The sequence below is a fragment of the Bacillus cereus group sp. Bc010 genome, from assembly GCF_027716745.1.
Classification (GTDB): domain Bacteria; phylum Bacillota; class Bacilli; order Bacillales; family Bacillaceae_G; genus Bacillus_A; species Bacillus_A pacificus.
Genome location: NZ_JAQFUY010000001.1, coordinates 415,025 through 427,451 on the forward strand (window position 1 = coordinate 415,025; position 12,427 = coordinate 427,451).

Consider the following 12,427-nt stretch of genomic DNA (forward strand, 5'->3'; position numbering starts at 1 on the left):
TTTTGTCGAGAGAAAGGATACGAAGTATGAAAGAAATGTTACAGTTATTTCGCAACAAAGTGTATGCGCGTTTTTTTCTAGCGAATATTTTAGAGCGACTCGGTTCTATGATTGCTGGAGTTTCTTTAATGTTTTATTTGCTAGATCAATATGGAAAACAACCAGTTTACGCAACGATGACACAAATTATGATGGCATTACCTGCATTAATCTTTTTTCTATTAGTAGGGACAGTAGTGGATCGTTTTGATAGACAGCGTATTTGTACGGTAAGTAACATATGCTGTTCGTTCTGTAATATTGGAATTCTAATTTCGCTTTATTACGGGATGATTATACTTGTCTTCATATTTTTATTTTTGGAAAATGCATGTATACAATTTTTCTCTCCATCAGAACAGTCGATGATACAGGGTGTAGTTGAATCAGACCAATACGGTGCAGCAGCAGGTGTGAATCAAATGGTAAATAGTTTGTATGCTTTGTTTGGTGTAGGAATTGCAACGATGGTGTACTGGACTTTTGGAATTTACGGGAGCATTTTAGTAAATACGCTCACTTTTATTATGAGTGGTATTTTAATTCAAACGATCTCCATTCCAGAAAAAGTTCGTTTACCAAATGGGAGAACAAAATGGAAAGAAGTTAATTTGAAGATGTTAATAACAGAGTTTCAAGGAGGGATCAAGTATATATATCGAAATGAAACTTTAAAAAAATTACTTTTAGGATTTATCGTGTTTGGACTATTAAATGGTATTTTAAGCGTATCTACTACTTACATATTAAAATACAAATTGGCACCAGCAACTTATGAAAGTTTAGCGATGGTGGGCGGTGCAGTTGGAGGGATTTCATTACTAATTGGAAGTATAGTAGCAACAAGTGTAGGTAAGAAATATGCACCCAAACCTATTATTGTATTTGGTATGGCGGGCTCAGGGGTCTTTTTCGGTATGTGTTACTTTGTAAACCACGTATGGTCTTTTTACGTATGTATCGCTTTTGCGACATTCTTTTTACCGTTTATTAATGTTGCAATCATGGGCTGGATGTATGAAATTGTAGAAGAGTCATTCATGGGGCGTGTACAAAGCTTACTTAGTCCATTAACGACAGGATTCCAGCTTTTATCTCTCGGTGCGATAGCAATGTTATTCCCAAAATGGATTCGTGCAGATACATTGTATATTATTTTATTTGGTTTATTATTATTTGTTACATGTTTATATCAAGCTATTCTACCTAGTGGGCAAAAGCGAGTACATGCTGTAGCTGAAGAGATGTGATATATTTAGTTTTTGTTTCTGAATATTCTATCGAACGGTAAGGGGAAATCGTTATGTTGATGAGAATGGTTAAGTGGTGTGGGATTACTTGTTTACAACTAGTAGCTGCAATTTTATGTATAATCTGCCTAGGAGTAAGGATAAAGAAGTAAAGGAAGAGAAACAAGTACAATCTACTGTGAATGATTTTTCTTTCTATAGAGATATACAAAAATAAAAAAGATAGCTGAAGACAAATCGTTTTCAGCTATCTTTTTTGTTTATAGTGGAGGTAAATCAATCTTACCTTCTTCAAATAATTCTTTTATCATATGCTTCGTATAACCAGCTGCTTGACCAAATGTGATTTTTGCTGGCATTGGTGCTTCATTAGCATCTACAACTACATCGATAATACATGGTCTACTTTGTTTTACCGCACTTTCGAAAGCAGGAAGTAGTTCATCTAAATTTTCAACGCGGTATCCAATACCTCCGCACGCCTCTGCGTATTTTGCAAAATCAGGGTTTGTTAAGTCTGTACCAAATTCGATATTCCCCATAACTTCTTGTTCGAATTTGATCATGGCGATTTTATTATTGTTTAAAACGACGACAACGATTGGTAGTTTATATTTAACAGCTGTTACGAAATCGTTCATTGTCATTCCAAAACCACCGTCTCCACAAACCGCAAATACTTGTTTATCCGGGAAAGCAATTTTTCCAGCGAGTGCACCAGGTAAACCGCAGCCAAGAGTTGCAAGCCAGCTAGAAATGATAAATTGTTGATTTGTCATACGGAAGTGCCTTGCTGTCCATACTGTTACATTTCCGACATCGACTGATAATATTGCGTCATCTTGAGCTACGTGTTGCAGTGCATGCATAACGCGTTGTGGCTTAATAGGAGTAGAAGAATCGTCTTCTTGATTGTGTAATTTTTCTTCCCACTTTTTCATCATTTCTTGATGATGCTCTAAGAAGGAATGGTCCTCATGTTTTTCTACATTTTCAAGTAACCATTTTAATGTTTTATCAGCATCACCAGCTAAGCCGATATCTGTTACATACCGTTTTCCGATTTGGGCTGGATCGGTATCGATATGGAGTGTTTTTGCTTTTTCAGGTAAGAAACCAGTGAACGGATAGGAAGTACCAACCATAATTAAAGTATCTGCATGTTTCATTGCTTCATAAGAAGGTTTCGTGCCAATTAATCCTAATCCACCAATACAAAGAGGGTGTTCATCAGGAATAATTCCTTTAGCTGGCAATGTAAGTACGATTGGAGCACCAATATGTTCTGCCAATGCAAGTAAAGATTCTCTCGCATGTTTCGTACCTTTTCCAGCTAAAATCACAGGCTTTTTCGCTTCATTTATTGCGAGTTTCGCTGCATCTAAATCTTCTTTTTGCGGAAATAATTCAGGTAAAGTAAAAGAAGTGTTTGTAACACGAGCACCATTTTTTACTTCAAATTTTGGAACATCATCTGGAATCGTAAGAACAGATACACCTTTTTTCGTATAAGCCATTCGAATTGCTTGATTCACGACAGCTGGTAGTTGTTCTGCTGACATAATGCGCTGATTATAAACCGCGACATCATCGAACATTCTTTCCAAGTTTACTTCTTGGAAAAAATCCGTTCCGAGTAAATCAGTTTCTACTTGACCTGAAATTGCTAGCACAGGAGCCTTATCGAGTTTCGCATCATATAAACCATTTAATAAATGAATAGCTCCAGGTCCTGCAATTGCCATACAAACACCAAGTTTCCCTGTTAATTTCGCATAAGCAGCAGCTGCTAATGCGCCAGCCTCTTCGTGGCGAACTTGAATAAATTTGATTTTATCTTGTTTTTTTCTTAAAGCTTCAATAATAGAGTTGATAGAATCTCCAGGCATTCCGTATATGTGTTCTACTCCCCAGTCAATTAACAAATCAACTAGTGCTTCACCGGCCGTTTTCCCAAACATAATTGTTCCTCCTTATAGTAGGTAGATAACATTATGTTTTGGAGAAACAGGAAAAATATACAAATGATTATATTTTTAACTTTAATGATGGCCAGTAAATAGTGTAAATACTGTTATTAATAAAAATCCACTAGTTGCCCACATTAAAAATGTAAGGAAAGAAAGCTGTTTCTTTGCCTTCCAAAGCATTTCATGAATTGTAACATAGCCAAGGGAACCGATAGCACTCCCCATAATGAGTCCTTGTAAATGAAGCGCTTTTCCTTCCATTAAAATACCAAAAACCGTACCGGTACCGAGAATAAGAGAAAGTAATAAAGTTGTTAATAAAAATGAAATATATTTATGTTTTGTAAAGAGAAAGGGGATGATTAATGCTAAGCCTTCAGGAATATGGTGAACGACGATCGCTATTAAAAAAGGTATGGCAGAGTCAGCATGATTAATAAAAGCAGTACCTAAAGCAAAGCCACTCGGCAAATTATGAATAAATATAGCAAAAGAAAGAAAAAGGAAAGTTTGCCATGCTTGTTGATCTTTTTTATGTATGGTTGGATGGTGACAATAGTTATCTAATAAGCTCATAACTAAAATACCAATAGCTATACCAAGTATAGGCCCAATTATTTCATAGCTTGCAAATGTTTCAGGAATAATTTCAAGGGATAAAAGACCAAGCAAAATTCCACCACATAATGCATATAAACGATGCATTTTTTCTTCAATTAGCTGGCGCGTAGCAATGCCAACAGCACCGCCTAATAATAAGCCACCAAATGAAAAAAATGTAACTATCATAGGAATCCATAATCGTTCCATATTATCACACTCCGATTCTTCCACCTTATTTTTAGCTTACGAAAAGGAAAGTTAGATTAGTCCAAGTAATTATGTTTGATTATAGAGAAAAAACTAATAATTCGTTATAATTTATATATTAAATTTAAGTGGAAATATGAAATGGGGAGTAAATTTTGCAAACAAAGTGGAGTCTATCGGAATATGAAAATCCAAAACGATATGATATAGAAAATAAAAGTTTATCAGATTTTCCGTTTTTACTATCATGGGCACAAAAACTACATATACAAATGAATGGATTCCAGCATTTCCTTACGAATACAGATCAAGATCAGTTATTAACATCTATTCATCACGTATTAGCTGAGAATGGTATATTCATATTCGATACACGTTTCCCTTCAAAAGAAGAATTAATACAGCCATCTGCAGAAGAATATTGGACAACTATTAGTGATGAAAAGGGAAGAAAATGTGATTTATATACTGAAATGATATACGATTCAATTCAGCAAATACAGCATTACATAACAACAAGAAGGTTTTATGAGGACGATGTACTAGTAGAAGAACTGAAAACAACGATAGATCTTCGCTATACGTACCCGCAGGAGTTAGAAAGATTATTAGTAGCGAATGGTTTTGAATTATTACATATATATAATGATTGGGAAGGCAATGAGTTAGGGGAAGATTGCTATTCTATGGTAGTAGTTTGCCGGAAGAAAAAATAGTATTATTTTAAAAGTATGAGTGTAAAAAGCCTTTAAGGAGAGAAAAAGATGTCTTGGTACTTAGATAATGTTTATGAAATAAATAAAGAAGCGCCCTATACATTCTATCTTCCTAGCTCAGAAGTGTTGGAGAAATTAAAGATTGGAGATTTGGTAAAGCTAATTTTTGTATCTAAAAATGAGGAAGAAGATGGATTTAATGGTGAAAGAATGTGGGTTGAAATCATTGAAAGAAATGAGAAGAAGTTTGTAGGGGAACTGAGCAATGAACCATATCGCTTAGATTTAAAAATAGGTGATAAAATTTCATTTGGAATTGAAAATATATGTGATACGGAATATAACGACCCATCTTCAAAAGATTGGGATTTTTATTTTGATACGAAGGTAATTGTTAGTAATGATGTACTTGAAAGAAGAGAATTTAACTTTATGCTTAAGGAGGATTCGAGAGAAGAAGGCGACTCTGGTTGGTCAATTTTAAGTGGCTATGAAAGTGATGACTATGTGAATGATCCTAAAAACTTTCAAATTATTTCAATTGGAGTCATATTGAATATAGATGATACTATTTTGAAATTTCTTGAGGAACCACCATTATGTGCATATGAAAGAAATGATGAAGGTAGATTCTATAAAATTGAAGACTACGATTGGGATGCATATTTAAATGGATAGAAAAATTTACTATGTTTTAAAGAAAAGTATATTTTGTTTCGGAATCGTATTTATGTTTTTATTAAGCGGATGTATTAGTTTTGGTAAAGAAACTACAGATACTATATACTTAATTCCTGAAGAGTACGAAGGGGATTTGATTGTTGTGTACAACGTACCTGGTGCTAAGTTGTTACCGAAGGAAGAGGAGTTTAGTATTGTCACTTTTGCAGCCGACGGGACTGCTTTGACATCTACAAAAAATATGAAATATGGCACGGTAAACGATTTATATTACACAGTAAATAAAGAAGGTCAGCGTACAAAAATTGATTCGAGCTGTATACACTTTGCTTCAACTGGAAGTAGAAGCGAAAATTCGTGGGAATTTCCAGTTGCAAACTTAGAAGTAACTCGTACAGCATGTTCTCAAAAATTTTCAGCAAATGGCAGAGAGGTACCAGAGAATCAAGAACATCCTGCTGAAAAGAAGATGAGAGATTTAATGCAGCATGTACAAGAACAGTATATGAATAAAGTGAAATAGTTATTATGTTAGATTGCAGAAATTTAAAGTGGTGGAAATTGAAGAGAGTAGTAGTAAATGGAGGGTTTTGTAATGCAACAAATTAAAAAAATAGGAAACTCATTTTGGTATATGACACCAGTTTCTGAAACAGATAGACCTATATTAGGAATGGTCGTTGGAAAAGAAAAAACTTTAATGATCGATGGAGGGAATTCAGAGGAACATGCACAATTATTTTTAGAAATGTTAAAAGAAAAAAATGTATCGAATCCTGATTTTGTAGCACTAACGCATTGGCATTGGGATCATATTTTTGGATTATCTGTATTACAGAATGCATTAACTATTTCGCACGCTGAAACGAAAAAAGAAATGCAGTCAATAGTATCTTATGAATGGACAGATGAAGCGTTGGATGCACGCGTGAAAGAGGGTACTGAAATTGTATTTTGTGCGGATTGCATTAAAAAAGAGTTTGAAGAAAAAGCGAGAAATATTAAAATTATTCTTCCAACCTTAACGTTCCAGGATCAAATTGAATTAGACCTTGGTGGGGTGACATGTGTGTTAAAACATGTGGGCGGAGATCATGCACATGATTCAGTTGTTATTTACGTGAAAGAAGAAAAGATATTATTTTTAGGAGACTGTATATATGCAGATATCTTTTCTTCAAAGTGGAACTATACGACGAAAAGAACGTTTGCATTAATAGATGAATTAGAAAAATTTGATGCTGAAACCTATATCCTTTCTCATGGGACAGCTATAAATCGGGAGGAGTTTTTACAAGAAATGCGTTTACTAAAAACAGTAGGAACTTATACTGAAATACATAAAGGCGATGAAGAGAAGATAAAGGAAGCGTATAAACGAGACATAGATAGAGAATTAAATGAAGATGAATTAGAAACAATAACGTTTTTTGTAAATGGTTATGAAATGAATAATCTGTAAAATACAAATCTAATCAAATAGCATTAAATTACACAAAAAGAGTATTGAGAGTAAGTGCAATACTCTTTTTGAAATTAAATTTGAAGTTATGAAAAGTCATCAATAATCTCGACTACTTCAATTTCGCCATTAATGAGTAGCTCAGGGAGTTCGTTATTCACATTTCCTTTCCAATATTCTCTAGCTTGTTCCATTTTTTGAGAAAAAGGAATAGCATCTTCTTTCGGTAAAAGATTCCCGTCACCTTCAAAAGAATTTCCGATTACTCGTAGTTTAACAATCTGCAAAACTTCTCGATTGTAAGAATCAAATAATGCTTTCCATTTTAAAGCATCTTCATAGCTTTTAGCAGCATATAAACAAGACAATCTTGACGGATAATTAGGATATTCTTGCAGTCTAATCATTTCCACAATCGTTTCTCTAATGGCTCTAATTGTTTGATCCATGTAATTCATAACTACTGTAGCATTTTCATTCTTTATATGTAATTCTTCATTTGTATAATGCTCTTTTAAAATTTGCATAGAATCTTTACCACTAGAATTTAAATGTTCTCTTTCAAAAAAGAAGTGGAATAGGGTATTTGTTTGATTTTTATTAAATTGAATGATCTGTCCGATCTTCATTTTCTTCCTTGTTACGATATGATATACGAAAAATCCTTGTTCATTCATGGTTCTCCTCCTAGTAGTAATGTTTCAATGTAGTAATTCAACATTGAAATATATAAAACCTTTATAAGTAAAATTGAGAATTTGGGATGAAAGTAAAGGGAAAATGTGAAAGCGTTTTAAATTTGTTCACAAAATGTTCACTTACGAAGGGGTTTCCAATATCGATATAATGACAAAGACTCAAAGAGAAAGGATGATGAATTTTGCCAACAACAAGAAAGGAAAACCTCCAATTTGGTATGATGATGTGCCTTGGGATGGTTATCGTAATGACGTTTTACAATTTACTAATGAATGGATCAGGAGGGCCAATTCATATTAAGGAGATCGCATTAGAACTATTAATCGGATTCATTATTGCACTATTAATTGAAATGTGTATCGTTGGACCTTGTGCGAAAAAAATTGTATTCATGTTACCGTTTGATAAATCGAAGAAAATAAATATTATTATTGCAATGGCGACAGCAATGGTAATTGGAATGGTGTTCTTTATGTCATTTTTCGGTATGGCTATGATGTATTTACATAATGGGCTACATGGTGACTCATTCGTTTCAATGTATTTCTCAATTTTTATTAAAAACTTTATGATGGCGTATCCGTTGTAATTAATTATTATGGGGCCACTTGTGCGTTTCTTATTTGCAAAGTTTGTTTTAAAGAATAAAGTTGTAAAAGTAGTGTAAAATGATTCCTGTTATTCGATTATAAAAATTTAATAATATTAATATACTCTGTGGCATGCAAAAAGAGGGTTGCAAATGCAACCTTCTTTTTACGTTTCTATAAGCTATACCGTGCCAAGGAATATAATATATATATAAGAATATGTGCATTGATAGGATTATTGTTTGGATTGAACCAAATCAAAAAAGGATTGTACGTTTTGAGGGCTTGAAAAATTGTCAAATACAATAAAATCATCTCCATGGTTCATAGTTATTTTTTTGATAAAGGGGATCGCAGACATCTCTAATACAACTCCATCCGTATGACTGAAATCTTCTATTTCAGTGTATTCGAATTCCCATTTTAGCCCTTTTCCAAACATGGCATCAGAGCAGAACAATAATTTTTTATTTGTAGCAGCTAAAATACCAGATCTGCTCATATAACCAAAATGTATTACGCAGTAGAGAGTAGAAAGAATATCTTCCTCACTGTTTAAGTGTTCTTTTATTGTTCCTAGATTCGCCTTCATGATCAGGCCTCCTTATTGTTGAAAGTAAAGTGTAAAGTTTTCATATCTATTTTATCATATATTAATCTTTTTTGATTTCACATCCTATAATCAAAAAATCCCTTTAGAATGGAAATATGTAGTGCTGATTTTTATGTAAGGAATGAAAAGAGAGGGAAGCCTTCTAGTTTTTGTACAATAAAAAGTAAGGGGTAGTGGTGTATGTGTGTGTACCATAATGCAAAGATATTTTAGTTAGAAGCGATGAAGTTTGCGGAACATGTTACAAATAAAATTAGCTGAGCCTTTCTATGACAAATTCGTTGGTAGTTATAAGGAACTTTGAACTGAGAAAAGCCCCCACTCTATTAAGCTCGTTAAGAGATACTAAGTGGGGGAGTTGACTATATAAGGTATTAATATGTTACTTCTCAAACCGCAAATGAACAAACTTCAACATCTTTATTAAGTTTACAATTTGTATCATTATACGCGTACTTCCATCCCAACCTTTATTTGTAGGTATATTTTTAAAGAAAGGGGAGCAGCTTAATACTTTTATGTTTGGAGACCATTTTTCTAATGTCTTTGGATTATTTATATAAAAATACATTAGAGCGCCATTATTACCAGATTTTTTTACTGTAGCATTTGAAAGATTTAGGGCAAATTTTGATTCAGCGTCAAAGTATAACTCGCCTCCAGGAAAACGTTTTGACATAGCAACTACAATCTTTTTTAAATCTTCTTCTTTAAAGTAATAAAACACGCCTGCTGATATGAACAGAATACCGTCATTTGGATCATATTTTATATCGTCAAACCAAGAAGTATCAAAAAATGATTTAGCTATACTAGTATTCCTCGATGTATCTTCAATTAAAGTTTTGCGAAAGGAAATGGCATCGGGCAAATCTAGATTATACCAATGTATCGTTCCATTATCAATTCTAGAAAAAGTAGTGTCTAGTCCGGAACCGATATTTACTATAGTAGCATTAGGGTGTTTTGTTATGAATTGTTTTATCGTATCGTCAATTTTTCGTGCACGGGTAATGTAAGTAATACATCCGTATTCGCCAAATGTATTTTCTATTGTTGAAAAGTCAAAATCAAATTCTTTAATAATTCGAATTGCTTCTGTATCATCTAAAATATTCTTATTTTTCTCACTACCGTATGCCCGTCCCCATAAGGGAATAAGCATCGTACCTTGTACTGATTGTAAATTTAATTTTTTAATCATAAAACATCCTCCGTTTAATAATAAACAATATATTTAGTCGTTATTTAACATTTTTGATAGCAGCATATTTGTTTTATATAGTCCGTAAGTTAAATCCCGCTGATCTTCTTCACTTAGTTTTTCAAGATTGTGAGTGAAATTATTATATATTTGTTTCCATCTCTCATAATGTACTTTTTCAGCTTTTTCTGTCAGAGAGATTAATATAGCTCTTTTGTCCACCGTATCTTGCTTTTTTACAATGTATCTGTTTTGTTCTAAGTTACGTACTGTTACGCTTAATTGCTGTTTAGGTATGTTTAAATAACTAGCAATCATTTTTAAATTTACAGGCACCTTTTGCTGGGCGATATACTCTACTACGTGTTGCTCTAAATGTGTAAATTCAGAGGATTTCACCGATAGTAATTTGAAAGTACTCGACATATTTAATAATAAATTCATGTATTCATTTAATAATTCATTTTGGGTCATTGTTTCACTTCCTTTATGCGTTTAGTAAATATTTTATTACTATTTTTGTTTTTGAAACTAAATGAATTAAAATAAAAGAGCATAAGGGATGCTTTTAGGGGAGGAGAATATGAACGGAAACAAAATATTACTAAATACATATAACTAATGAATCCAATGTCTTTTTCAGTTATTATGTTGTAAATCATTTTATGATAAAATCTTTTACATAATTTAATAAAGGGGTAGTATTCAATGGGTTATTTCTCAAATGGTTTATTGGTTTTGTTTGTGCTAATCGTATGCAGTTGTATAATTTTTGGTTAATAATATAATGAGAGTCTTATATAAAAGAAGTTATCTCTAGTGAGATAACTTCTTTTTATTTTATCACGCTTTAATGGGCAGTAAGAACCCCCTCAAAATTCAGCGAAAGCAAAGAAGTTAGGTGGGGGTGGGGCTGCCCGTAAAAGTCCGATTGTTGAGGGTTGATTAAAGTTTCACTATATGTTGAGAAGGAATTCTATCTTTCTTATTGAAGTTTGTTCTAGTTATTTTCATGCCAATCGCAATTTTCATAAGAGGAATTTTACTGAATATTAACAAAATATAGAATAAGGGAGTGTTTACATGAAAAATAGTATACACTATACAAGTGAACATCCTACAAATTTTACTGAATTATTAGATTTATATGAATCTTTAGGATGGAATTCTCTTAAATTAACAGTGAATGAATTAGAACAAATGTGTAAACAAAGTTGGTATGCAATTTATGTATTTGATGATAAAAAGTTAGTAGGAATGGGGCGTATTATATCAGATGGTGTAATAACAGGCGTTATTTGTGGTGTTTGCGTGTTGCCAGAGTATCAATCTAAAATGGTAGGGCGGTTAATCCAGCGGTGTGAACAAAGAAAAGTTATTCCTCAACTTATCTGTGTAGAATCGTTACAATCTTACTATGAATCTATAGGATTTGAGGCATTCTCGATTGGGATGACAAAACATATTAAACGATAGCGGTATTAGAAAGGAGAATATAAAGATTCAACTTAAAAATTTGTAAAAGTTGAAGATAATATTTGTTTGATAATAGATGCTAAAGTGTAGTCTAATTGTTGACATATAAATAAAACACTTAAATGATAAAAAAGCATGTTTGAAAAAATTCAAACATGCCCTTTTATTAAAGGAAAGCAGTTTAATATTAGTGAACTAGACCGTTCCAATAAAACGAAACGATTTCTTCTGCTAATTCATCTATATTTACAATAATAGGATTGTCATTTTCATCTTTAAAATTTCCAATTGATAATAAAGATACGAATGCATGAGCAGTGAATTTAGCATTTCTTTTCGGTATTTCTCCAAGTTGCATTGCATTATCGAGTGCTTTTTCTAATACTTCATACATGTTGTCTTCAGCATGTTTTAATTGTTTTAATTGTTCTTCAGATAAAGATAGTTTTGCATCTTTCATAAAATTCTTCATATCAATATCCATCGTTGCGTGTAAGTATACTTTAGCGAAGTCCAATAATCTTTCTTTTAAAGTCTTATTTGTAGAAAGGATTTGAGACATATTCTCGCGTATACGTACCATCATTTGAATCATGGTAGCGGTAAATAAATCTGCTTTTGTTGAATAGTAATAGTAGACGGTTGCTTTCGTAACACCACAAACTTTTGCGACTTCATCCATGGAAACGACTTGATAATTTTGAGTAAGAAATAACCGAGTTGCCACTTCTAAAATGGTTTCTTTTGTAGATTTTGTATTTTTATTTTGACGAGGCCTTCCGAGAGGACGTTGTTTTTGTTCCAAATCTATTCGCTCCTGACATGTATGATTGAGATAATTATAACATAATTTTTATTCATTCTTGATTAATTAACCAACCAGTATATATAATTAATAGTGGAGGAAAAAAGGAAGG

Annotated in this window: 13 protein-coding genes and 3 pseudogenes; 9 read left to right on the plus strand and 7 right to left on the minus strand. The window is 32.7% G+C overall.

Annotation, left to right across the window (positions count from 1 at the left end; all coding sequences use genetic code 11):
- Positions 1 to 26 precede the first annotated feature (26 nt).
- The 3 genes and pseudogenes from PDQ68_RS02090 to PDQ68_RS28845 form a co-directional block, all read left to right on the plus strand.
- Positions 27 to 1,289: an MFS transporter gene (locus PDQ68_RS02090; protein ID WP_016717451.1), complete on the plus strand. Its 1,263-nt coding sequence runs from the start codon at positions 27 to 29 to the stop codon at positions 1,287 to 1,289.
- A 53-nt stretch (positions 1,290 to 1,342) separates the two neighbouring features.
- Positions 1,343 to 1,423, plus strand: a pseudogene (locus PDQ68_RS02095) (ABC transporter permease); the annotation flags it as partial.
- Positions 1,414 to 1,506 (plus strand): annotated as a pseudogene (locus PDQ68_RS28845) (ABC transporter permease subunit); the annotation flags it as partial. The pseudogenes PDQ68_RS02095 and PDQ68_RS28845, both read left to right, overlap by 10 nt.
- 43 nt (positions 1,507 to 1,549) lie before the next feature.
- On the opposite strand, the gene PDQ68_RS02100 reads toward PDQ68_RS28845, so the two are convergent.
- Both PDQ68_RS02100 and PDQ68_RS02105 read right to left on the minus strand, forming a co-directional pair.
- Entirely contained in the window at positions 1,550 to 3,250 is a 1,701-nt protein-coding gene (locus PDQ68_RS02100) for a pyruvate oxidase (protein ID WP_000467237.1), read from the minus strand.
- A gap of 81 nt (positions 3,251 to 3,331) precedes the next feature.
- Positions 3,332 to 4,069, minus strand: coding sequence for a ZIP family metal transporter (locus PDQ68_RS02105; protein ID WP_061182505.1), 738 nt, complete (start codon positions 4,067 to 4,069; stop codon positions 3,332 to 3,334).
- A gap of 155 nt (positions 4,070 to 4,224) precedes the next feature.
- Between PDQ68_RS02105 and PDQ68_RS02110 the strand changes: the two genes are divergently transcribed.
- From PDQ68_RS02110 to PDQ68_RS02125, 4 genes are all read left to right on the plus strand, one after another.
- Positions 4,225 to 4,785 carry a hypothetical protein gene (locus tag PDQ68_RS02110; RefSeq protein ID WP_061182506.1) on the plus strand — a complete coding sequence of 187 codons (561 nt, stop codon included), beginning with the start codon at positions 4,225 to 4,227 and terminating at the stop codon, positions 4,783 to 4,785.
- A gap of 48 nt (positions 4,786 to 4,833) precedes the next feature.
- Complete coding sequence (locus tag PDQ68_RS02115; protein WP_000119251.1) at positions 4,834 to 5,463, plus strand: immunity protein Imm33 domain-containing protein; 630 nt, start codon at positions 4,834 to 4,836, stop codon at positions 5,461 to 5,463.
- Positions 5,456 to 5,989 (plus strand): DUF6843 domain-containing protein, encoded by a 534-nt coding sequence (locus PDQ68_RS02120; RefSeq protein WP_041184529.1) that lies wholly within the window; start codon positions 5,456 to 5,458, stop codon positions 5,987 to 5,989. The genes PDQ68_RS02115 and PDQ68_RS02120 overlap by 8 nt, the downstream gene beginning before the upstream one ends.
- Before the next feature lie 72 nt (positions 5,990 to 6,061).
- Positions 6,062 to 6,928, plus strand: coding sequence for an MBL fold metallo-hydrolase (locus tag PDQ68_RS02125; protein ID WP_061182507.1), 867 nt, complete (start codon positions 6,062 to 6,064; stop codon positions 6,926 to 6,928).
- Between the two features lie 86 nt (positions 6,929 to 7,014).
- Here PDQ68_RS02125 and PDQ68_RS02130 read toward each other — a convergent pair whose 3' ends face one another.
- On the minus strand, positions 7,015 to 7,605 hold the full coding sequence (locus PDQ68_RS02130; RefSeq protein WP_001005237.1) for a DUF2441 domain-containing protein: 591 nt from the start codon (positions 7,603 to 7,605) through the stop codon (positions 7,015 to 7,017).
- A gap of 203 nt (positions 7,606 to 7,808) precedes the next feature.
- Here PDQ68_RS02130 and PDQ68_RS02135 point away from each other — a divergent pair.
- Positions 7,809 to 8,294: pseudogene (locus tag PDQ68_RS02135) on the plus strand (DUF2798 domain-containing protein).
- Positions 8,295 to 8,452: 158 nt separating this feature from the next.
- On the opposite strand, the gene PDQ68_RS02140 reads toward PDQ68_RS02135, so the two are convergent.
- The 3 genes from PDQ68_RS02140 to PDQ68_RS02150 form a co-directional block, all read right to left on the minus strand.
- On the minus strand, positions 8,453 to 8,809 hold the full coding sequence (locus PDQ68_RS02140; protein WP_000646616.1) for a PH domain-containing protein: 357 nt from the start codon (positions 8,807 to 8,809) through the stop codon (positions 8,453 to 8,455).
- A gap of 403 nt (positions 8,810 to 9,212) precedes the next feature.
- Positions 9,213 to 10,034, minus strand: a complete 822-nt coding sequence (locus PDQ68_RS02145) for a class I SAM-dependent methyltransferase (RefSeq protein WP_061182508.1) — start codon at positions 10,032 to 10,034, stop codon at positions 9,213 to 9,215.
- Between the two features lie 33 nt (positions 10,035 to 10,067).
- On the minus strand, positions 10,068 to 10,508 hold the full coding sequence (locus PDQ68_RS02150) for a MarR family winged helix-turn-helix transcriptional regulator (RefSeq protein ID WP_270786569.1): 441 nt from the start codon (positions 10,506 to 10,508) through the stop codon (positions 10,068 to 10,070).
- Between the two features lie 609 nt (positions 10,509 to 11,117).
- Here PDQ68_RS02150 and PDQ68_RS02155 point away from each other — a divergent pair.
- Positions 11,118 to 11,510: a GNAT family N-acetyltransferase gene (locus tag PDQ68_RS02155; protein WP_061182463.1), complete on the plus strand. Its 393-nt coding sequence runs from the start codon at positions 11,118 to 11,120 to the stop codon at positions 11,508 to 11,510.
- Between the two features lie 187 nt (positions 11,511 to 11,697).
- Here the strand turns inward: PDQ68_RS02155 and PDQ68_RS02160 are convergent, their stop codons facing one another.
- Complete coding sequence (locus PDQ68_RS02160) at positions 11,698 to 12,321, minus strand: TetR/AcrR family transcriptional regulator (protein ID WP_080444053.1); 624 nt, start codon at positions 12,319 to 12,321, stop codon at positions 11,698 to 11,700.
- Positions 12,322 to 12,427: the final 106 nt, after the last annotated feature.

Excerpts from the sequence above, each read along its gene's own strand:
- PDQ68_RS02100 (WP_000467237.1), bottom strand. The coding sequence starts at position 3,250 with ATGTTTGGGAAAACGGCCGGTGAAGCACTAGTTGATTTGTTAATTGAC.
- PDQ68_RS02145 (WP_061182508.1), bottom strand. The coding sequence starts at position 10,034 with ATGATTAAAAAATTAAATTTACAATCAGTACAAGGTACGATGCTTATT.
- PDQ68_RS02120 (WP_041184529.1), top strand. The coding sequence starts at position 5,456 with ATGGATAGAAAAATTTACTATGTTTTAAAGAAAAGTATATTTTGTTTC.
- PDQ68_RS02155 (WP_061182463.1), top strand. The coding sequence starts at position 11,118 with ATGAAAAATAGTATACACTATACAAGTGAACATCCTACAAATTTTACT.
- PDQ68_RS02130 (WP_001005237.1), bottom strand. The coding sequence starts at position 7,605 with ATGAATGAACAAGGATTTTTCGTATATCATATCGTAACAAGGAAGAAA.
- PDQ68_RS02150 (WP_270786569.1), bottom strand. The coding sequence starts at position 10,508 with ATGACCCAAAATGAATTATTAAATGAATACATGAATTTATTATTAAAT.
- PDQ68_RS02140 (WP_000646616.1), bottom strand. The coding sequence starts at position 8,809 with ATGAAGGCGAATCTAGGAACAATAAAAGAACACTTAAACAGTGAGGAA.
- PDQ68_RS02125 (WP_061182507.1), top strand. The coding sequence starts at position 6,062 with ATGCAACAAATTAAAAAAATAGGAAACTCATTTTGGTATATGACACCA.
- PDQ68_RS02105 (WP_061182505.1), bottom strand. The coding sequence starts at position 4,069 with ATGGAACGATTATGGATTCCTATGATAGTTACATTTTTTTCATTTGGT.
- PDQ68_RS02115 (WP_000119251.1), top strand. The coding sequence starts at position 4,834 with ATGTCTTGGTACTTAGATAATGTTTATGAAATAAATAAAGAAGCGCCC.
- PDQ68_RS02090 (WP_016717451.1), top strand. The coding sequence starts at position 27 with ATGAAAGAAATGTTACAGTTATTTCGCAACAAAGTGTATGCGCGTTTT.